This window comes from 'Nostoc azollae' 0708 (assembly GCF_000196515.1).
GTDB classification, from domain to species: Bacteria; Cyanobacteriota; Cyanobacteriia; order Cyanobacteriales; family Nostocaceae; genus Trichormus_B; species Trichormus_B azollae.
Map to the genome: position 1 here is coordinate 3,457,361 of NC_014248.1, position 22,397 is coordinate 3,479,757.

The 22,397-nt window shown below is 37.6% G+C and carries 16 protein-coding genes and 3 pseudogenes; 14 read left to right on the plus strand and 5 right to left on the minus strand.

Annotation, left to right across the window (positions count from 1 at the left end; genetic code table 11):
• Positions 1 to 171: 171 nt before the first annotated feature.
• From AAZO_RS38760 to purF, 3 genes are all read left to right on the plus strand, one after another.
• Entirely contained in the window at positions 172 to 291 is a 120-nt protein-coding gene (locus AAZO_RS38760) for a hypothetical protein (protein ID WP_266889582.1), read from the plus strand.
• Positions 292 to 821: 530 nt separating this feature from the next.
• Positions 822 to 3,230, plus strand: a complete 2,409-nt coding sequence (gene purL / locus AAZO_RS16085; RefSeq protein WP_013192058.1) for a phosphoribosylformylglycinamidine synthase subunit PurL — start codon at positions 822 to 824, stop codon at positions 3,228 to 3,230.
• Positions 3,231 to 3,597: 367 nt separating this feature from the next.
• Positions 3,598 to 5,076: an amidophosphoribosyltransferase gene (purF, locus tag AAZO_RS16095; RefSeq protein ID WP_013192060.1), complete on the plus strand. Its 1,479-nt coding sequence runs from the start codon at positions 3,598 to 3,600 to the stop codon at positions 5,074 to 5,076.
• A 198-nt stretch (positions 5,077 to 5,274) separates the two neighbouring features.
• On the opposite strand, the pseudogene AAZO_RS38765 reads toward purF, so the two are convergent.
• The 4 genes and pseudogenes from AAZO_RS38765 to cysK all read right to left on the minus strand — a co-directional run.
• A pseudogene (locus tag AAZO_RS38765) lies at positions 5,275 to 5,481 on the minus strand (C4-dicarboxylate ABC transporter); the annotation flags it as partial.
• 255 nt (positions 5,482 to 5,736) lie between these two features.
• A pseudogene (locus AAZO_RS16100) lies at positions 5,737 to 6,846 on the minus strand (ISAs1 family transposase).
• 294 nt (positions 6,847 to 7,140) lie between these two features.
• Positions 7,141 to 8,767, minus strand: a pseudogene (locus AAZO_RS43905) (IS1634 family transposase).
• 825 nt (positions 8,768 to 9,592) lie between these two features.
• Positions 9,593 to 10,534, minus strand: a complete 942-nt coding sequence (gene cysK / locus AAZO_RS16120; protein WP_013192061.1) for a cysteine synthase A — start codon at positions 10,532 to 10,534, stop codon at positions 9,593 to 9,595.
• Between the two features lie 1,235 nt (positions 10,535 to 11,769).
• Between cysK and AAZO_RS16125 the strand changes: the two genes are divergently transcribed.
• The 10 genes from AAZO_RS16125 to egtD all read left to right on the plus strand — a co-directional run bounded on the left by AAZO_RS16125 (position 11,770) and on the right by egtD (position 20,290).
• Positions 11,770 to 12,198 (plus strand): hypothetical protein, encoded by a 429-nt coding sequence (locus AAZO_RS16125; RefSeq protein WP_013192062.1) that lies wholly within the window; start codon positions 11,770 to 11,772, stop codon positions 12,196 to 12,198.
• A 36-nt stretch (positions 12,199 to 12,234) separates the two neighbouring features.
• Positions 12,235 to 12,498: a hypothetical protein gene (locus tag AAZO_RS16130; protein WP_013192063.1), complete on the plus strand. Its 264-nt coding sequence runs from the start codon at positions 12,235 to 12,237 to the stop codon at positions 12,496 to 12,498.
• A gap of 2 nt (positions 12,499 to 12,500) precedes the next feature.
• On the plus strand, positions 12,501 to 12,812 hold the full coding sequence (locus AAZO_RS16135) for a hypothetical protein (RefSeq protein ID WP_013192064.1): 312 nt from the start codon (positions 12,501 to 12,503) through the stop codon (positions 12,810 to 12,812).
• A gap of 375 nt (positions 12,813 to 13,187) precedes the next feature.
• Positions 13,188 to 13,523: a hypothetical protein gene (locus AAZO_RS16140; protein ID WP_041643312.1), complete on the plus strand. Its 336-nt coding sequence runs from the start codon at positions 13,188 to 13,190 to the stop codon at positions 13,521 to 13,523.
• A 122-nt stretch (positions 13,524 to 13,645) separates the two neighbouring features.
• The gene (locus AAZO_RS16145) at positions 13,646 to 14,647 is read left to right on the plus strand and encodes an LLM class flavin-dependent oxidoreductase (protein WP_013192066.1); all 1,002 of its coding nucleotides are present in this window, start codon (positions 13,646 to 13,648) and stop codon (positions 14,645 to 14,647) included.
• The gene (locus AAZO_RS16150; protein ID WP_013192067.1) at positions 14,640 to 15,011 is read left to right on the plus strand and encodes a hypothetical protein; all 372 of its coding nucleotides are present in this window, start codon (positions 14,640 to 14,642) and stop codon (positions 15,009 to 15,011) included. Before AAZO_RS16145 ends, AAZO_RS16150 begins: the two co-directional genes overlap by 8 nt.
• A 291-nt stretch (positions 15,012 to 15,302) precedes the next feature.
• Positions 15,303 to 15,911, plus strand: a complete 609-nt coding sequence (locus AAZO_RS16155; protein ID WP_013192068.1) for a class I SAM-dependent methyltransferase — start codon at positions 15,303 to 15,305, stop codon at positions 15,909 to 15,911.
• Positions 15,912 to 16,475: 564 nt separating this feature from the next.
• On the plus strand, positions 16,476 to 17,663 hold the full coding sequence (locus tag AAZO_RS16160) for an FtsW/RodA/SpoVE family cell cycle protein (RefSeq protein ID WP_013192069.1): 1,188 nt from the start codon (positions 16,476 to 16,478) through the stop codon (positions 17,661 to 17,663).
• 241 nt (positions 17,664 to 17,904) lie between these two features.
• The gene (ovoA, locus tag AAZO_RS16165; protein WP_013192070.1) at positions 17,905 to 19,272 is read left to right on the plus strand and encodes a 5-histidylcysteine sulfoxide synthase; all 1,368 of its coding nucleotides are present in this window, start codon (positions 17,905 to 17,907) and stop codon (positions 19,270 to 19,272) included.
• A 40-nt stretch (positions 19,273 to 19,312) separates the two neighbouring features.
• On the plus strand, positions 19,313 to 20,290 hold the full coding sequence (egtD, locus tag AAZO_RS16170) for an L-histidine N(alpha)-methyltransferase (RefSeq protein WP_013192071.1): 978 nt from the start codon (positions 19,313 to 19,315) through the stop codon (positions 20,288 to 20,290).
• A 315-nt stretch (positions 20,291 to 20,605) separates the two neighbouring features.
• Here egtD and AAZO_RS38790 read toward each other — a convergent pair whose 3' ends face one another.
• Entirely contained in the window at positions 20,606 to 20,779 is a 174-nt protein-coding gene (locus tag AAZO_RS38790) for a hypothetical protein (RefSeq protein WP_228371241.1), read from the minus strand.
• Between the two features lie 606 nt (positions 20,780 to 21,385).
• Here AAZO_RS38790 and AAZO_RS16180 point away from each other — a divergent pair.
• Positions 21,386 to 21,880, plus strand: a complete 495-nt coding sequence (locus AAZO_RS16180) for a DUF427 domain-containing protein (protein ID WP_013192072.1) — start codon at positions 21,386 to 21,388, stop codon at positions 21,878 to 21,880.
• The last annotated feature ends 517 nt before the right edge of the window (positions 21,881 to 22,397 follow it).

Sequence of the window (22,397 nt, forward strand, 5' to 3'; positions counted from 1 at the left end):
ATACTGGGAAGAACTAACCATCAGTTTCAAGACTTGTTAGCCCAACCTGAAATGTAGCACAAAACACTTCAAGGTTACATAGAAAGTAAAAAGATAGGTATAAATTAGAAAGGAGGAGGGGGGAAAGGGAAACTAGAAATAAAAGAAGAGGTATGTCTATGCTTGTTCTATGTGAGGAAAATGCCAACATTTGAGGTTTTAGGTTTGCATTTCGGTATATCCAAACAAAACGGAAGCACAGGAGACATTTCATTACTGGCTAGAGATATTACAAAATGTTTTCCCTCCTAGTCTCCGTGAACAGCTAGAAAAACATGATAGGGATTATGCCATGGCGTCTCAGAACAAAAGGCAGGAAACAAAGAGTTTTCCACCAAGGGTGTTTTTGTTGAACAGGTCATTAGACTTGTAAAAATATTCCGGGTACCTCAACAAAGATTTCCCCTGGATTCCCCAATTTAGTCACAAGTAATTCTTACTATTTGTGGTTTAGTCACATTAGGAATTGGTTCATGAGTGTTGCCCATTTTATACATGTTATAGATATGAGGTCAGTTATGAATTTGTCATCAACACTTTCATGGATAGGAACTATCCGTAACTATTCCCAACCCTGATTCTTTCCTTGGCTGTTTCCTCATCTTAATACTATGGAAAGGCAGACACATACTCCTTTCTAAATTCTCGTCCCTCTCTAGTTAGTTAATTGTACACTATACCGGGCTAAGTACGGTATCTATTCATGAGCGAAAGGAAAGTTATACTCCAATTGATCCGTAAACAGATAGAATATTCCTCTGTCCTCTTGGTGCATAACTACCATGACCACCACCGAACAAAATCCATTTTCTCCGCAACAAATAGCAGAAGAAGGTATCAAGCCTGAAGAATATGCAGAAATAGTCCGTCGCTTAGGTCGTCATCCCAATAAAGCTGAATTAGGAATGTTTGGGGTAATGTGGTCTGAACATTGCTGTTATAAAAATTCTCGTCCCTTACTGAAACAGTTTCCCACCACAGGCCCCCGCATCCTCGTGGGACCAGGTGAAAATGCTGGAGTTGTTGATATTGGGAATGGACTGAGATTAGCTTTTAAAATAGAATCCCATAACCACCCTTCAGCCGTTGAACCATTCCAAGGTGCAGCAACGGGTGTGGGTGGTATATTAAGAGATATTTTTACAATGGGTGCGCGTCCTATTGCTTTATTAAATTCTCTCAGATTTGGTGATTTAGATGATGCGAAAACTCAAAGGTTATTTACGGGCGCTGTAGCTGGTATAAGCTACTATGGTAACTGCGTCGGTGTTCCCACTGTTGGTGGTGAAGTTTATTTTGACTCAGCCTATTCTGGTAATCCCTTAGTTAATGTCATGGCACTGGGATTAATGGAAACAGAAGATATCGTAAAATCTGGTGCTTCTGGTTTTGGTAATCCTGTATTATATGTTGGTTCTACCACTGGTCGGGATGGTATGGGTGGTGCAAGTTTTGCCAGTACAGAATTAACTGATCAATCAATGGATGACCGCCCTGCAGTGCAAGTAGGCGACCCATTTTTAGAAAAATCTCTAATTGAAGCTTGTTTGGAAGCGTTCAAAACTGGGGCTGTTGTTGCAGCACAAGATATGGGTGCGGCTGGTATAACTTGTTCTACTTCGGAAATGGCTGCGAAAGGCAGTGTGGGTATTGAGTTTGACTTGGATAAAATCCCGGCTCGTGAGTTAGGAATGATACCTTATGAATATCTGTTGTCGGAATCTCAAGAAAGAATGCTGTTTGTTGCCCATAAAGGACGGGAAAAGGAATTAATTGATATTTTCCACCGTTGGGGACTACAAGCAGTGGTTGCTGGTACGGTGATTGCTGAACCCATTGTGAGGATATTATTTCAGGGTAAAGTAGCTGCTGAAATTCCAGCTGATGCTTTGGCAGAAAATACACCTTTATATGAACGGGAACTATTGACAAACCCGCCACAATATGCGCTCGAAGCTTGGGCTTGGACGGTTGATAGTTTACCTGCTTGTGATGCTACAGGAATTGAAACTGGCAGAATTTGGAAAAGTTGGAATGAGATTTTATTAATCTTGCTGAATACGCCAACTATTGCTTCTAAAAGCTGGGTTTATCGCCAATATGACCATCAAGTACAGAATAATACGGTGTTGTTACCTGGTGGTGCTGATGCTGCGGTGCTGCGGTTACGTCCTTTGGAAGATATCCTCAATCTCACAACTAAAGCTGAAAATCTCAAATCTGGGGTGGCTGCTACGGTAGATTGTAATTCGCGTTATGTGTATCTTGATCCTTATGAGGGTGCTAAGGCTGTGGTAGCGGAAGCAGCGCGGAATCTTAGCTGTGTGGGTGCTGAACCCTTGGCTGTGACTGATAATCTCAATTTTGGTAGTCCTGAAAAACCAATTGGTTATTGGCAATTAGCTTCTGCTTGTCAGGGTTTGAGTGAGGGGTGTCAGGAGTTCTCTACACCTGTGACTGGCGGAAATGTTTCTTTGTATAATGAGACACTAGATAGTCAGGGAAATCCCCAACCAATTTATCCGACTCCAGTGGTGGGGATGGTTGGTTTAATAGAGGATTTGACTAAAATATGTGGACAAGGTTTACAAAGCCCAGGTGATTTGATTTACCTTCTTGGTATAGATGTGAAATCTCGATCCCCCCAACCCCCCTTAGAAAGGGGGGCAGAAATATCTAAAATTGAATTGGGTGCTTCGGAATATTTGGCAACGATCCATAATACAATTGCTGGTAAGCCGCCCAGGGTAGATTTTGATTTGGAACGTCGTGTACAAAAAGTTTGTCGTGAGGGTATTCGCGCTGGATGGGTGCGTTCCGCTCATGATACTGCTGAAGGTGGTTTAACGGTAGCTTTGGCTGAATGTTGTCTTTCTGGTCATCTTGGCGCAGAGATTAATTTGGGTATTTCTGCAACTCATGATTTGAGATTTGATGAGGTGCTATTTGGTGAAGGTGGTGCAAGGATTTTGGTTTCTGTGAGTGAGGAACATCTCGAAGTTTGGGAATCCTATTTACAGGAGTATTTGCCAGAAAATTGGCAGAAATTAGGTGTGGTTAGTAATTCCGAATTAGGTTTGCAGATTTGCACCAATGACAACCATGATTTAATCAAGGTTAGCATTCAAGAAATGAGCGAGCGCTATGATCTAGCAATATCTAATCGGCTCGCTATCCATGTTAATACCTAAATAAGTGATAGGGAAGAGAAAGTTATTTCTTCCCATTTCTACTTTAACCAGCAAGTGCGAATAGAGCGCAGCGAGTATTTTTAGTTGGAGATTATTCCATCTAAAATCCAAAATTCCTCTACCTGCTGATAGTAATTTTGTACTTTTTGGACTAAATTCCACAAATTACGCTAATCTTTTAATGGATGGTTAAGGATTTGTTAAGAATTTTGCAACTATCCATTGATATAATCCCAGTGACGAAGAAAGCAGTTCAGAAGACCAAGTATATTAATATAATTTCTCCTGTGTCTGTATTTTTAGAGACACAGGAATATTCTGAACTCCTTTCTTCATTGACAGACACCCCACCAGGAGCAAAACCAGCATGATTCCTCATCATCCCGTCACTCTGGATCAATCTATCAACAGCCATGAAAACCACCATGATAAGCCTGAAGAAGCTTGCGGTGTTTTCGGTATTTACGCACCAGAAAAAGATGTTGCAAAATTAACGTACTTCGGATTATATGCCCTGCAACATCGGGGTCAAGAATCAGCGGGTATTGCTACTTTTGAGGGTAAGCACGTACACCTGCACAAAGATATGGGCTTGGTGTCTCAAGTCTTCAATGAATCTATTTTAGAAGATTTACCCGGTAATATTGCTGTTGGTCACACCCGTTATTCTACTACTGGTTCTAGTCGTAAAGTTAACGCTCAACCTGCGGTGGTCGACACTCGTTTAGGCAAATTAGCTCTAGCACACAATGGTAATTTAGTAAATACAATTCAATTGCGGGAAGAGTTGCTCAAAAGTAATTTTAACCTGGTAACAAGCACAGATTCAGAAATGATTGCCTATGTGATCGCAGAAGAAGTTAATGCCGGTGCAGAATGGTTAGAAGGCTCTATTCGCGCCTTTCACCGCTGTCAAGGAGCATTTAGTCTAGTCATTGGTACACCCGATGGTGTTATGGGAGTAAGAGACCCCAACGGCATTCGTCCCTTGGTAATTGGTACATTAGATAGTAGTCCAGTTCGTTACGTTCTGGCTTCTGAAACCTGCGGTTTAGATATTATCGGTGCAGAATACTTGCGTGATGTCGAACCAGGTGAGTTAGTTTGGATTACAGAAAATGGTTTAGCTTCTTTCCCTTGGAATCAACAGCCCCAGCGCAAATTGTGTATCTTTGAAATGATCTACTTTGCCCGTCCTGATAGCTTGATGCACAATGAAACCTTATACAGCTATCGGATGCGCTTAGGAAGAAGATTAGCAGAAGAATCACCTATAGAAGCAGATATAGTTTTTGGTGTACCTGATTCTGGCATACCTGCGGCCATTGGTTTTTCCCAAACATCAGGTATAGCTTATGGTGAAGGGTTAATTAAAAATCGCTACGTCGGACGGACATTTATCCAACCTACCCAAAGTATGCGCGAAACAGGAATTAAAATGAAATTGAACCCCTTGAAAGATGTTTTATTCAGTAAACGAGTAGTAATAATTGATGATTCTATTGTACGTGGAACTACCAGCCGTAAACTCGTTAAAGCCTTGCGTGATGCAGGTGCAGCGGAAGTACATATGAGAATCTCTTCCCCTCCTGTCACTCATCCTTGCTTCTACGGTATTGATACAGATACACAAGATCAACTAATTGCTGCGACAAAATCAGTAGCAGAAATAACGAGGCAATTGGAAGTTGATACTCTCGCTTATTTGAGTTGGGAAGGAATGTTAGTAACAACAAAAGAAGATACTAATAGTTTCTGTTCTGCCTGTTTTACAGGTGATTATCCTGTGCCTATTCCTGAACAAGTGAAGCGTTCTAAATTGATTTTGGAAAAAGCCGTAGTTTAGGTAATTTTATTATCTTATGGGTGGGGTAGGTATCTTGCCTGCCCAAATCTTTATATACCTAGTACAGTATGGCGTAATTAGGGCTTGCTGATAGTGTAGCGTGGCGTTAAGCCATATAAACGAAAAACCTAGATAAATCAAGAGATTCGGGGGGATAAAAAGTGAATAAGGTGCAAGAAAAAAGCAACTGTGGTTATAGCCCACATTCCGCACCCTAAACTGCCACAGAGAGAAATTACGGAGAGAAAAGATCCAAGTGAGCATAAAGACAAACATATGCAGTGAAAAAAGGAATTGGAGAAACAGTAAAGCACCAAAAATAGCATCAAAACCTATTCTTAATAAGGAGCAATAAGAAATAACACGGCCCAGAGGAGTCAATAGATCAGGGGAAACGCAGCTTATTTCCTAATAAAAACTAATGAGGATTTTAAAATCATCTATATATATAAGTACAAAGCTTGATGGATATATAAACAAAATCAATCACTTTTCTATTAGGCGATGAATTAGCTTATCTCCAAGTGAATAACTCTTAGCTAAGGATAAATGAGCTAACTATTCATCCATAAATAGGTAAACTTATCTGTAAAAATAAGTAGAAGAAAATATTAAGTAAATTGTTGACAAGTTAGTTGAGGCTAAAGCTAAAACTCTTTCTCAAGAGTTATTATCCATTGCTGCCAAAAACTGTTTATTTTTTATCCCCCGCTTCACGGGGTTCTCTTTACCCGAAAGATTGACTGCTATCTGCCGCATTACTGCAAAGTTTTGTGGAGCATTATCTTTCCTAATCCGGCAGTCATCTTGTTTTAAAGCTACATCTAATACCCAATGCAATGAATTTTCTATTGCCCAATGGCTGCGGACAGAATTAGCCAATTGTTCTGTATTTGAGTCAAGACTACTAATAAAATAACGAGTCTCTACTGTTGTTTTATCATCCACTTATCCGATAGATTCTACCATCCCAACACTTTTTAGATTTGACCAAACTGAATCAGGGTCAAGCTGAAACCCAATTCCAGGTAACATCACATAATTGTGGATGTCATGAAGACCATGCCCTGTTTCTTCGGTTTTATATGTGCTATGTTGAAGCTCTTGAAAACCTGTACTTATCCCTGACTTAAATAGCTGTTCTACTGACTCATACAGATTACCTTGGTTCTTTTTTAAAGAAATTACATAATCTGCATTTTCTTGCGTAATTAACTTTACTATGTCTTTGTGACACCTGATGGCATCAATCCTGACAATACATCCAGCTAATTCTAAAACCTTTAATAATTCGGGAATTGCTGTAATTTCATTTGACTTCTCATGCACCTTCACCTGTCCCAACACTAATCTATTTGTAGTTGCCCATACACTTACCATTTGGATTGCACTCTAGTCACTATTTTTACCATGAGAACTACATAAAGTTTTCCCGTCAATTGCCACAACTTCACCATCCCTTATCTTATGTACTGATTTCATCCAGTTCAAGAAACAATTTTGAAATTGTTGCGGATTTAATTGTGAAAATACCCTTCCAAATGTGTCCTGGGACCGGAGCCCATTTCCTAGTTCTAAAAAGGTTTTTAACCACTTATATTTTGTACAGCCATAGAGTTCAATTGCCACCCAACTATCTGCTCCACAAATTACTGCACAAATTCCAATGGTAAGAATGTCAATTAACTTGTGTCGTTTCCTCCCCTCTACTCTTGGATCTTCCATCTGTGCAACGTGGTCAGTAATCGTGATTTCGGGCTTGAGCTTCACACTTTTTGGGACTTTCTTCTTCTACTTTTACAATGACCTTACCATCAGAGCCTCATTGGTCAACCTCCATATCATCAGCCCTCCCTACCTTTCTCGGTTCTTAGTATATAAGATGTACCATATTTACATGCGTTCGCCCTGCTCAACAGATAAAGGCAGATATTCAAGAAATAAATCATAACTTAGACTAATAGATTGAAGTAAAAAAAGAAATTATGGACATAGTAAAGTAGAGCTATAAATCAACGACATGAGGTTATTTTCTGATAGAAATTAAATTAATAGAGAGAGAAATTAGGTAACTAATTGATAGTAGGGAAAACAATGCTCTGGTAAAAGATTCACAATGAAATCTCTCTCTTGAGTCCAGTAACAGATGTGTTTTTCTTGGTTAAGTGTAACTAAATAAATAGACTGAAAGCATGGAAAAATCCAGCGTAAAGTGGGGCGGTCAGTTGGTTTGCCCAATTGATTTTTTACTGTTGATTTAGACTCTCTCACAGCGGTTCTGATTTGTCGTTGCGCTAAAGTATAAACCAGCAGATATAAACCCATAATCATTCCCAGGGACTCTATTCTCTCTGGACTTTTTAGGAAAATACTGTCTGCACAAAATAATGGGTCTTTGAGAAAAGCAAACCCTCTCTGGCAAGACTGTTGAGCTTTATATTCACTCAAGATGGAGTCATGGGTAAGTTCATTGGAATCCAAAAGGTTTGTAGCAAAAATAAAAGGCCCTGCCCTCAGAAATTCTGTATTAATTTTACTTTCATTCTGGGAGACTGTAGCTGATATTTCATTAGGATATCTCTCCTGAACTATCTTTTTTCTTAGATTTGATTTGAGTAACGTTACTCTGGTTAATTCGGTGATATTTGAATTGTTTGAATAGTTTAGATAACCCCTTGATAGCATCAGCTTCACAAGCGAATTTTTCTGGTGATAACTTTTTCAAAACTTGCACAGCTTTTGATTGTGCCTTGGTAATTTTTTGTGAGAGTTTACCCATGTCTGATTCTCTTCTTTTTTGACTTTGCACTACTAACCATCTTTATTCTATGCCTGCATAATTTACTGTTTTTGAAGCTAGTTTATATCGGGGTAAGTTACTATCAACAAATTCTGGTTCTGGTAATGTTGATATTAATCATTGTGCTGATTTTACGCTTAATGGCACTGGATATAACCAGCTTAAAGCTGACATCATTTTCAGATTTCATTCTGTATATAAGGCCCAGTCTGCTACTATGAGACTATTAACTTTCAACTGTTTTTGGTACTCTACTGCTATTTTACCAAAGCATGATGAATCTGCTTGGTTTCCCGATGCTAGTTTTAAAAATATATATTGGTATGTCTCCATCTCATGACGATATCATTTCTATGATGAACTGTTTTAACTCCGGTCTATGGTCACCAGAATAACCGTAGGTGATGGTTATTTCTTTTGGTGATTTTACTGCTAATTCTTCTAGTTCTTGATTATTTCCTACTTTTTGATTCTCAAATATTACTTCTGGTAAGCTGGTATTATATTGCCAATGTATGTGCATTTATGATGAGTCTAGATGGCCTGCTCATAGGGATACTCCAAATTTTTGGGCTGCTTTGAAGGCGACAAGAAAAAATATTCTATCCAATCCTTTTATAAATAGTTCATCCATGACTCTCCCCAGTTTATCGTCCTTGAGATATTCTGGTGTTACTCCTGCTCCTATTAGATGCTCACAGGGGATTGTTTCAAAATCTTGGGGAAACATATATACGGGTTTTTATACAAATCCTAACCCGTTGATTATCATGGCTTTTACTACATAACCTGGACTTACTTTCTCTGCAATTTCAAGGATTATTTCTACTACTCCTATGGCGTCTATTATTCCTGCTACTATGCCTAAATGGTCTAGGTTTTGATCTCCATTTTTTGAAGCTTTGATTTCACAACAGAATTATCCACAACTCCTGTTGTGATTCAATCATTTCTTCTTCTGTTCTAATTTAATTTTTAAATCATTCAATTTTCTTTTCTTTTATCTTCTTCACAAAACTTTATTCTCCCACTCTATTGCCATTTTAATCATACTTATTCTTATTAAGCCTTTTCTTCCTTCAAGGATCTTTAGTTCTTGTGTACTACTATCTGTGACAGTTAGGGTGCGGAAGGTGGGTTTTATGAAAATAAAAAACAGAGTGTAGAAGACCGCATTGTCAGTTTAAACCAACCACATATTAGCCCTGTCCGTGGGAAAGCAGGAACCTCCTATTACGGCTTTTTTATGTCTTTTTATGCGTATTTTTCAAAACCACATCTTTTTTTACTTCTTTTATTAATGAAAATTATGTTTTGGATAATCGCAGCCCACAAAAACTTATCGTTTCCCCTGTCTGACTATTTAGTCAATTCTTCTCTTGCCTTTTCATGACTTTTTCAGCAAACCCTAAATAAATCAACCATTCCAAATCTCTGAAAAGCTCACGCCGTATACATTTTGAATTTTGTTGGCGCAGCCTGCTGGAAGCACTATTTTGTTACCGTAGCTCTTATGAAAGAAGCATTTTGAATTTAAGGCGGTACTAGCTGATTTTTACATTGATCATGTGATTATTTTACGCACCTATCATGGGCAAGAGAATAAACCTTGTTAGTCAAGAGGGTGAGCATTTTAGTATTAAAACTTTATGAAGTGGGTAGGGGTTTAGCAATTTTAAATCCTACTCACTATTGTAGCGGGTAGGTTAGATTTCCTTAACTCATCAATTCTTGAAACATCAATGTACTCAAATAACGTTCCCCAAAAGAAGGCTGAATCATCACAATTAATTTACCAGCATTTTCTGGGCGTTTACCCACTTCAATAGCCGCACATAAAGCTGCACCCGAAGATATACCTGATAATAAACCCTCTTCCCTCACTAATCTGCGTCCATATTCCATTGCTTGTTCATCATTAACCTGAACCACTTCATCAATCAAATCTTGACGCAAAATATCAGGAATAAATCCCGCACCAATACCTTGAATTTTGTGAGAACCTGATTTACCTCCAGACAGAACTGGGCTATTACTAGGTTCTACAGCTATCACCTGAAAACTCGGTTTCCGTTGTTTAATTACCTCTGCAATACCAGTAATTGTTCCTCCAGTTCCTACACCAGCAATTAATATATCTACTTCCCCATCAGTATCCGCCCAAATTTCCTCAGCCGTTGTTTCTCGGTGAATTTTCGGGTTAGCGGGGTTTCTAAATTGTTGTAACATTACAGCGTTGGGAGTGTTAGTGACAATTTCCTCAGCTTTATTAATTGCTCCCCCCATTCCTTGGTTTCCTGGAGTTAATTCCAAAGTAGCACCATAAGCCCGCAGCATGGCTCGTCTTTCCTGACTCATGGTTTCTGGCATAGTTAAAATTAATTTGTAACCACGGGCTGCTGCTACCATTGCTAAAGCAATACCTGTGTTACCAGAAGTTGCTTCTACTAAAATTGTTTTTCCTGGTGAAATAGTCCCCTCTGCTTCTGCTGTCAGAATCATGCTTACGCCAATTCTATCTTTGACCGAACCAGCCGGATTCATACTTTCTAATTTAACAACTATTCTGGCAACTACTCCCTCAGCTTGAGGAATTTCATTTAGCTGAATTAAGGGGGTTTTTCCAATAAGTTCTGTTACGTCTTTAGCTATTCGCATCTATTAGCTCCTAATTAATATCGTAATTAAATAGAAATTTTCAGTCTGTATTTACAATACAATATGTTTGTTTACAACCTTAATGTGTAATTAATCAACATTTAGTTAATTAGATATCACCAAGGTCTGCAACAGTCATAATTACTGGATGCTGAATGAAATCAATAATTAACCCCTAAATTCTTAGGGATAGTACAGTAAGGCGTAAATAAACGGACCATTGCAAATCTGTGAAAAGCTCACGCTGTATACATTTTGAATTTTGTTCGCGTAGCGTCTCAGAAGGAGATATTTTGTTAGCTTAGGTCTTCTGAAAGAAGCATTTTGAATTCGTCCTTGCGGTACTAGTATCTGTCGCAGAGTTTATATCAATTAGATTATATCAATAAAATTATCCCAGGTCTTAGACATCTACATTTGCTGATCTTATGAAGGTTAGGTGATTTATTTACAAATATTTAATATATTTTTACAGTCATTTAGTTTATTTTTAATTCAGATCTAATTTGTCATGATATACTGTGATTTGAGTACAAGTTTTAATAGCTAATACTCACCCTCAAAAATTATCAATCATTGACAAGTAAAGCCTTGATGTTGAGTACAAAAATCCCCGCACCCTATCCGATAAATGCTAGTACCCCCTCCGAAAAACACTAGGACCTCTACCCCATAGAAATTTTATAGATCTTACTAGATAAGTCTTACAGGCTTTGAGTGCTAATGTAATTATTTTAATAATCTTAATTTCAGTCGAGTAAACTGGGTTGAGGAGAGGGGCTGATATAAACATTTATAGGATTTACGCAGAGATTCCCCTCTACCCCCCGAAATTCCTAGATGAAAATCTAGAGAACTAGGGGGGACTTCTTAACTCTCATTTGATTCTCATCTTTATGCATGCGAAGAAGGGTAAATCCTGTCAGTATTAACCAATACAAAATGGAGTGTATTTGAGATTTTTAATTTTGAATTGCTTAGTCATACTTTATGAGTGCTATGCGCATAAATTCTAAACTCATAAACCTACAATTTTTAGATTGATAGTTTTAGATTCGAACCAGAAATTAAATTATTGGGTATCATATACCAGATATATTTTAAGAATCAAAACTCACTAAATCAGAAAATAAAATTCGATGGGTCTTTGAGCATTGACAATACAAAGGTGTAATTTTAGTCCATAAAATATATTTTCTTACTGGGTAATTTTCACCTAGCAAGGGAGAGCAAGGATGAAATTAAAACTTTTAGATGTGCTGACAGCTAGTTTAGTTACTTTAGCAATCTTATATCCGGGAATAATTGTCTTTAATTTAATCTGTGGACGACATATAGAGTTAGTTAATACACAGAATTTATCCTGTCAAGTCACGAAGATTAAGAAAGGTTATAACCCTTTATCTCTTCAGCTAGAAAGCATAAATACTCCTCAATTTCCAGCTAACAGAAAATTATCTCGACATAATTTCTTTGTGCAACTGCAAATTCTAGCTGAACAATATAAGATAGCCACGATTCTGCAATGGTTGGTTTTGTTTACACCTATTGGTATTGGCTTCGGGATTCTTGGTTACGACAGGTATCTTGTCTATCGTGCTGCTGTTTTAAAAGCACAAGTCGAAATGCTAGAAAGACTTTGGCAGCAAAGCATCGAGCAATAAGTTTCAGTTTTCTTATTCACCTTAAACTAATTTACCATGACAGACGAACGCCAAATACAGTATTTTAATTTGATTGATGAACTGCTCAGATGTCCTAATGGCCAAGAACCAGAAGTTTTGGAGGCTCAACCAGAGTTAATTGATTCTGGTTTAATACATTCAATGCTACAAGTAGCCACTATGTTTGCCCATGAAGGTAATCAAGATGGCGCTCAGTTTTTATTTTTTATAGCACGGGAACTAGCGAAACAATTGGGTTTATATCCTGAAGTTTCTAATGAGGTTGTACATCAGGAGTAATAATGCTATTGACATCAACTGATGCTGGACGAATAGGTTTAGAGTTCCTCTTGGCAGACTGGAATATTCCAGAAGATTATCGAGATTGGTTTACTATCTTTAACTCCCGCTTAACTGGTGAGTTTTGGTATATTGTAGAATTGGGTGTTGAAGGTTTTCCTGATAAGTGGTTTATTCAGGTCTACGATACAGGAAGCTGTGACCCCAACTATACATTCATTTCTCCTATCTCTGGTTCTGAAGGATATCTGGATTTAAAAAATATTCCATATATCATTGCCGATGTTTTAGTCGCTGAACGCAATTCCCGATAAAATACAGCGTCAGGAGTCAGAATGTTTGACAAATTGGTTAATTATCAAATACGTATTTTTGCCGTTAGCCTGAAAAAGCTGATGGCTGATGGCTGATGGCTGATGGCTGAATGCTTACAATACAGCAGCGGTTCGCGGTCAAGAGTAAAAGCTTTTTGGTGCATTGTTTTTAGCTTCTGGATTTTGCGCCTTTTAGTTGCTATATATGGTCATTATTTAGGGGTGATACTTAATTAAAGTACACCCCTTTTTGTCATGGTAATTCAGAATAATTTTAATATATTTTTTACATTAAATTGTCTAATTGTCATGTTGATTTCAGAAAATAATGTTATACTAAATCGTAGTGATGGACGCTACAGAAATATCAGTCAAATGATTGCTGAAGATATCCTAGCTCAAGAGTTCACAAGAGTTGTCAAACATTATTACCCTAGGACTGGGGAACTACTGGAGAGGTGTCATGTGAAAGTCATCACCGGCTTCTGGGGACGACCTGCTAAACGCTTTCAATATATAGGAATTTATTGTTCGGAACAAATGATGCCATTAGTGCAAGCGCAAAAAGAAATATTGAGGGAAATAGCAGAAAATATGGGACTAATTCAAGTAGTTTTCATCAATGCCAAGCGATTGCTGCGGGATCCGATGTCCAAACTTAAATTATCTCAACCGCGCTTGTGGTTGGAGTTGCATTTAGTGGCAGCCTAATGGCAGGAAAATGAAGCTAGAAAGCAGAACCTAGAAGGCAGGAATGCTCATATTATCTACGTTTTTGTTTGATTCTAACTTTCTAATTATTTCTGCTGTGCTGTACTAAAATTTTGCCAAGCATGAAAACTGGACTGTTCTGCAATTACGACAATTATCACCAAGATGCCCGTCGCGCTATCTTTGAACAAGTTTTACTGGTGAAACAGGCAGAGAACTTGGGTTTTGAAGAAGCTTGGGTGAGTGAGCATCATTTTAATGAATCCAATCTCAGCCCGTCACTTGTGCCGTTAATGGCACATTTGGCAGGTGTTACGTCAACTATTTGTTTGGGGACAGGAGCGGTATTATTACCGTTTCACAACCCAATTCGGGTAGCTGAAGATATGGCAACTTTGGATAATCTCTGTAGTGGTAGATTAGCTTTTGGGATAGCTAAGGGTGGTCCTTTTCCTCAACAGAATCAGCATTTTGGTGTATCGACCCATGAATCTCGTAAGAGGATGCTGGAAGCAGCAGCACTGATTCAAAAGCTTTTATATGAAACTAACGTCACATTTAATGGGCAATTCTATCAGTGTGCGGATTTGACAGTTTATCCTCAACCACTCCAAAAACCAATTCCTGTATATGTTGCCAGTGGTGATGATGATGCGATCACCTATGCTGCTGAAAATTCCTTCGGTTTAATGGGTGGCCCCCCGTTTTCTCTGGTCAGATTGAAAAATACGGTCAGTAAATATCGGCAGTTAAATTCCAGTGGTGCGGATAAATTCCTGTTAGCACGGTTCTTTTTTGTTGCTAAAACCTACGATGAAGCGGTGAGTGAAGCTTTACCATTCATTCGCAAATTTAGCAACAAAATGACCGCTAATTCAACTCAAGTAATGCAGAATAGTCCCCAACCCCAGAAAGCTTATGATCAAACAAATATCTGTTTTGAAGAAGACTTTCTGATCGAAAATTCCATTATTGGTGATGTAGAAACCTGTCGCGGCAAAATCGAGAAATTTCAGGACGAATTAAATCTCGGCACACTGGCGCTTAAACCCTCATCTTTTTCATTGCAAAAAAATCGAGAAAGTTTAGAGCGGTACAATCAAGAGGTGCGAAATTATGTCTAAACTTCCCTTGCTTCCACCTGATGATTTACCTCCAATGGAGGTGACAAAACAGGATGGTATGCTACAGATGGAATTAGAGCAGTCTATTGGCAGATATTTTTATTATGGGTGCGATCACATTACCCAAGTTCTGCTATCTAACTGTCAGTGGTATATGACAAAAAATTCCTCTGCCCTCATGTTAATTATTGACTGTCCTGACATAGTATCTTACTGGCATATAGTCAGTAAGATTCCCCAATTGGGTAATAGATTAGAAAGGTTGACAAAGGATGCGAAAATTCGTGTTTATCCTCCTTTTGGTAAGGGGATGCCCTTTGAAATTGGTGTTAATGAAATCTCGGCTTATCGAGATTGGTTGTAAATTTTAAGCTTTATTGCGCGCAAAGGTGCAAAGATCCAAAATAAACTTTGTACCTTTGCATCTTTTGGTAAAATTAGACCTCTTGCAAAATTGTTTCTGTGGTATGATAGAGAGTTTTATATTTTATGTATTTTTGCTGTTCTTTGTGATCGCTAATTCAAACATAACCGTGTAACTCTAAGTTTTGCCTAAAACAAAGACAAACCCCTTTTATAACAATAATTAATTCTGCAAGAGGTCTATTTCTTTAAAAATTTCTTGAAAAATAAATACAATACCATAGAAATCATAATGAATAAGTTTATAACTAACAAAAAACAAATTTTTGATCGTTGGGCATCAAGTTACGATTGGACATTTCCTTCTTTTATCTATCAAGCCATTCATAAAAGATTGCTTTCCTACGTTGAATTACCATCAAATACCAATATACTCGACTTAGGTTGTGGAACTGGAAGATTATTAGATAGATTAGCAAATAATTTTCCTGAAATACGTGGTACAGGATTAGATTTATCTCCCCAAATGTTACGGGTAGCTAGACAGAAGAACCGCCACCATCCCCGCTTAATTTATCTTGAAGGTAATGCGGAATCACTTCCCTTTGCTGAAGGTCAATTTGATTCGGTATTTAATACCATCAGTTTTTTACATTATCCCCATCCAGAACAGGTTTTCAGTGAAATAAAACGGGTAATTTCTCCAGGTGGACGCTTTTATTTAGTTGATATTACTGGTAATAATCCAGCATTTAATCTCATGGCTAATTCTCCGGCTGGAATTAAATTATATAGTCGAGAACAGCGTCAACAATTAGGTGCTGATGCTGGACTTTTATGTTTAGGTCATTACTATTTATTAGGGCCAGTTTTATTGACGATTTTTGCTAAACCCGGATGATGTTGGCAAGAGAGAAGGGTTATTTTCCGCATTGATGTAGAAATTATTAGCAGTGATAGTTGATACAAGTTTATTAGACCTCTTGCAGAATTAACTTTATGTTATAAAAGGAGTTTATCTTTATTTTAGCCAAAACTTAGAGTTACACGGTTATGTTTGAATTAGCGATCGCAAAGAACAGCAAAAATACATAAAATATAATACTCTCTATCATACCACAGAAACAATTTTGCAAGAGGTCTATTAATAATAGCACCGATATTAGGTAAAGACTCAGTAAATGGTTTTTTATAGAATTAAGTAGATATTTCCGTATCTTTTGCAGAGATTTTTCCCCAGCATTAAGGGTCATTTGCAAATATGAAGAGGGAATAGGGGGGATACTAATATATCAGTTTTGCCTCCTGTACAGATGTTCTAGTGGAACGTCTCTACTGAACTTCTGAATTTTGCTATAAGTATTTCATCGGAGAATTAATGAAGTGATCCCAACTTTCATAATCTTAAACTAAATGAAGCTGAAAAATCTAAAATAACTTAATGTTTCCACATCTGTAACACATCGTGAACCTACGGCAATTAATCCCCATTTTTGATAGTTCCGTTTCTAGCTGGTCTTTAGAAGCGCGTTTGGTGCGCTGGTTAACTTATGTTTGGCTATTTATCGGCTTGATTATCCTCTTCTCCGCCTCTTATGCCGTAGCTGATCAACGTCAGGGTGACGGACTATACTATTTTAAGCGACAAATTATTTGGGTTTTAGTCTCCTTAGTTGTCTTTAATATTATTGTGAATCTGCCCTTGCGGAAAATTCTGGGGGTATCTCACTACTTTTTGATCTTTTTTCTGATCTTAATTTTTCTCACCCTCGTACCAGGACTAGGTAGAAAAGCCTTTGATGCTGCCAGGTGGATAGCTTTAGGTCCAATTCCCATTCAACCATCGGAATTAATTAAACCGTTTTTAGTGTTGCAAAGTGCGCGATTATTTGGTCAATGGGAAAAACTCAGTTGGGGAGTTCGTCTATCTTGGTTGCGTGTTTTCTGTCTTATACTGTTAGGAATTCTAGCCCAACCTAATCTCAGCACCACCGCACTATGCGGAATGACTATTTGGTTTATTGCCCTCGCCGCAGGATTACCGTATAAATATTTAGGCAGCACAGCTATAGGGGGAATATTATTAGCCTTACTCAGTATCAGTATTAAAGAATATCAACGCCGACGAGTAATGTCTTTTCTCAATCCTTGGGCTGATGCAACAGGAGATGGCTATCAGTTAGTACAAAGTTTACTAGCCGTAGGTTCAGGTAAAACCTGGGGGGCTGGATTTGGCCTTTCTCAACAAAAGCTATTTTATCTACCTATTCAAGATACTGATTTTATCTTTGCAGTCTTCGCTGAAGAATTTGGCTTCATTGGCTGTGTGTTACTTTTATTCCTTTTAACTGGCTTTGCTACATTAGGATTAATTATCGCCCTCAAAGCTAAAAATACTACCGCCCAATTAGTAGCTATTGGCGTAACTGTGGTCATGGTTGGACAATCATTTTTACATATTGGTGTAGCTACAGGGGCGCTACCAACGACAGGTTTACCCCTACCCATGTTTAGTTATGGTGGTAATTCTATGATTGCTAGTTTAGTAGCTTCCGCATTATTGATTCGCGTAGCTAGAGAAGGTAGTGAAGCTGAAGTTGTACCTTTGCGAAGAACCAAACCTGAGAATGGACGCAGAGGAAGGATGTTTTAGATGATGTAACCTGATTTTAATGATGGGACTTCCCAACGTCTACCTCTTACTCCCCTTTCATAACAATATGAATTTATCCCCCACTTCTGGAAAAAGTCGGGGATTTTCTACTAGTTAAGCTTTTAAAAGTCTTAAATTTTGGTTAAAACTAACAAAAGAAGGCCAATGTGCGATATCTAAATAAAAAGACAGTCAAAATTGTGCGATCGCTCTTTATCTTTAACAGAACTCAATTTATATCATGGAGACAGTTCGTAAAGACCATAAACTTGCATCTGATCAAGTTCCTAAACTCAATCATTGCAATTCCAAAACCCTACTCGATTATTTTGAAAATTCCTGGCAACTGGAAGAAACACTACTTAAAAGTATAATCAGGGACGAAGTATTTTACCTCAATCCTGATCCTTTAAGAAATAAATTAATCTTTTATCTTGGTCACTCTGCAGTTTTTTATATTAACAAATTAATTCGTGTGGGCTTATTAGAAAATCGCATCAATCCCCAATATGAAATTATCTTTGAAATCGGAGTTGATCCAGAAACACCAGCAGAACTAGAAGCAGCAACAAAGGATATCATCTGGCCAGATGTAGAAAAAGTTTGGCAATATCGAGAAAAAGCCAGAACAGAAATTACCAAAATTCTCAAAAATACTCCTTTAAATCTGCCTATTCATCCCGAACACCCCCTCTGGGCTTTATTGATGGGCATAGAACACAGTCGCATTCATTTTGAAACCTCATCTATGCTACTGCGTCAGTTACCCATTGATAAATTAAAGCGTCCCCAAGGATGGAATTACGCCCCTACCAATGGGATATCTACTGATAATCAAATGCGGGAAATTGCTGGTGGTGTAGTGAAATTAGGAAAATGTCCAAATGACTTAACTTTCGCCTGGGATAGCGAATATGGTAATCTAGAAGTAGAAGTCGAACCCTTTTTAACCAGTAAAAACCTAATCACTAATCAGGAATTTATAGGATTTATCCAGGCAGGTGGTTACAATAACTTAGATTACTGGAATACTGAATCTTGGAACTGGAAACAACTATACAATGTTCAACATCCAAAATTTTGGATACCCGATGAAATTTATCATAACTACCGCTATCGTGCCACATTTGATGAAATAGATTTACCTTTAGATTGGCCAGTAGAAGTCAACCATTACGAAGCCCTTGCTTACTGTCAATGGCAAGGTGCAGAAACTCGTTTAATGACAGAGGCTGAATGGAATCAATCCCTAAAAATATCAGAAGAAATATTTGAAAGTTCTAGTTTAGTAAATAAATATAATCTCAATTTACAATTTATTTCACCTTCCCCCGTAGGCATGTTTTCTGCAAATCATAGATCTGGTATTTCTGACTTGCGTGGTAATGTTTGGGAATGGTTAGGAGACACATTTTACCCCTTACCAGAATTTCAACCCCATTATCTTTATGAAGATCACTCTGCGCCTTTTTTTGATACTAAACATCAGATGATGCTTGGTGGTTCTTGGGCTACAAATGGTACGATGGCTTCGCCATGTTATCGTAATTGGTTCCGTCCCTATTTCTATCAGCACGTTGGGTTTAGAGTTGCTCAGGATTTACAATAAATATTCTTTATCACGCAGAATCATAGAGAGGATTTAGAAAATGATTGTTCAACCTTTAACAGTTTTAGATCATCATCATCAAGAATTACGTAACAATGGGGAAGATGTGATTCAGGGATTGAGTCAAACTCCGAAAACTTTATCTCCTAAGTATTTCTATGATGATCATGGTTCTCAGTTATTTGAAAAGATTTGTGAATTACCAGAATATTATCCGACTCGTATAGAAGCCTGGATTCTACAACAATATGCTGATGAAATTGCAGAAATTACCCGTTGTTGTGAATTAATAGAACTGGGTAGTGGGAGTTCTACTAAAACTCAAATTATATTAGATGCTTATCAAAAAATTACAGATTTTTGTAGATATCTTCCCATTGATGTGAGTGGAAAAATCCTCAAAACTAGTGTTCTAGAGTTACAAGAAAAATATCCCGATTTTGCAATTCATGGATTATTAGGAACTTATGAACAAGCTTTAGTTCATCTGGGATCAAATTATTTACAGTCACGGATGTTGTTTTTTCTAGGCAGTTCACTCGGAAATTTTAATGCGGAAGGATGTGATAGTTTTTTAGATCAAGTTTCTCGCACTTTACAACCAGGTGATTATTTTTTGTTAGGTGTTGATTTACAAAAACCCAAGGATATTTTGGAGGCAGCTTATAACGATAGTCAAGAAGTAACTGCTGATTTTAATTTGAATGTGCTTTCTCATTTGAATTGGCGCTTTCAAGGTAATTTTGATATCAGTTTATTTAGACATCAAGCAATTTATAATGAGGTTGATAATCAAATGGAAATGTATTTACATTGCGAAAAAAATCATTATGTATCTTTAGAACTTTTGGATTTACAAGTTTTATTTACAAATGGAGAAAGTATCATGACAGAAATTTCTCGCAAATTTGATTTAGCGACTATGGAGAAACAACTAGACAAAAAAGGATTAAAAACACTGAAAAGTTGGACAGATGAAAAAGGATGGTTTGGATTGATTCTTTGTCAAGTGGAATAAATTTGATGTGAGCATTCAGGAGTCAAGAGTTAAAATATTTGTAAACTTCTGAATACTGATTTTATTTCCCAATAAAATAAAATCAAAACCAGTAAATATCTAACAGAAGATTATGCTGCTCAATGTAACTCTAAATTCTGAACTGACTTTAGAGGATTGTTGATATAGATCCTCAAGCTTATGATGCTTGGGGTGTGACTGTTAATTATACCCAAGAGCCTCAAGTAACCTGTATGGCGAGCGCACATTTTGCCAGTCCAGGAAAACCAGTTGTAGTAGGAGGTTCTGATGCCATGCGATAGCTGAACCTCGTTACTATCTGGATGCAGGTGCAACAGCTATAGTAGTTGACAAATCTGGTGCAGCTAACTCGCCAATTTTTAAGTATGTACTCGGTAAAACTCCACGGGAAAAACTCACAGGAGTAAATTGGGAAAAACTCACAGGAGTAAATTTTAGCTGATGGTAGTTATTATCCCACCCGCACACAAGCCATAAGTCCTGATGAGTCAGCTTTACCATCGCTAGAAGTAGCCAAGCAATGTTTAGGACAAGAATATTAAGAAGAGCCTTTTGTTGAAGACCTCGTACCTCTACCTATAGGTTCGGTGTATTCCGACATTGGTTGCGATCCCAAATGTGACTTTTACCAAACTCCAACTTACACATCTGGCTATCGTCGGATGTCACCCCAAACCAGCCTCAAATAGATTGCTCTGGAAAAAGAAGCAGGAGCAAAATGTACAGTCATCAGTGCAGATAAATTTCTCGGTCGGGTCTTGTTTCCAGGAGGATGAGAAGAGGTTGTAGAAATCACCAAAGCTGCAAGAGAAATGGGAATGCCACTTCTGTGGCCTAATGGTTTAGAACTAAGAAAAGCCACATGATCCATCTATAATTGGTGGTTTCTGCACTCCAAGTTGTGATACACACCATCTCAGCTATGAGGATATTTCTAAGTAGCAATTTCGATTAGCTCAAATTGGTAAAGCCGAATCTAAATTTATTAACTATCATGGAGGACTCACAAAAATGTCCGCTGGTGGTTAATTAAATAATTAGAAAAATTTCCATCAATTCAGAAAATAAATCATAATGAGACCAAATCTAATTCTACCACAAGCAGGTCAAGAATCGGTTTGGGACTACCCCCGTCCTGCTATTTTACAAGATATCAACAAACATGTCAAAGTAATTTGCAATGGCATTGTTTTAGCCGAAACCAACAGAGGAAAAAGAGTTTTAGAAACTAGTCATCCTCCTACCTATTACTTCCCCCCAGAAGACATTAAACTAGAACATTTAATCGCCACACCCAAGAGAAATTTGTGTGAATGGAAAGGTGCATATCAATATTATGACATCAGTATAGGTGATAAGCATCTTAAATATGCTGCTTGGAGATATTTTTATCCAACTACAAATCTTGTCCCCATTCAAAAATACTATGGATTTATTACGGCTTTAATGGGTGCTTATTATGTTAATGATGAGCTAGTAAAACCCCAATCTGGTGAATTTTATAGCGGCTGGATCACTGCGGATATTGTGGGATCCTTTAAAGGTAAACCAGGTACATGGGGATGGTAAAGGATGGAAATTTCGGGCATGAAAATTGATAGTTTGACAATTCAGGAACATCATCTATAAATTATCTACAGTGCAGATAAACTTCAATTTTCAACTAAGATTTTCTATCTTAATGTTTATTTTTCTGAGTTGATAAACAAATATTCTCAACCCATTATCCAGCGCATATTTTATCATATAGTTGCTAAAAAGGGAATTGTTACCCTTGAATTTCACCGTTATCTGAATAGATGCTCAAGATAAAAGAATAGAAGGATATGACAGTATTTATGATACGGTTCGTTTGCGTGAGGAAGATGTGAGAATGATGATTGAAAAGAGCAAAAAATTTATTGAAATTGCAGAGAAAACCTAAGCATTCAACCATCAGCAATCACCTTTTTCATGCTAACACCAAAAATACCTATTTGATAATTAACCAATTTCTCAACCATTCTGACTCCTGACTCCTGACTCCTGAATTCTTACAATCTTTGTTTAAATATTTTAATTAACCGCCACAACACATATAATATAT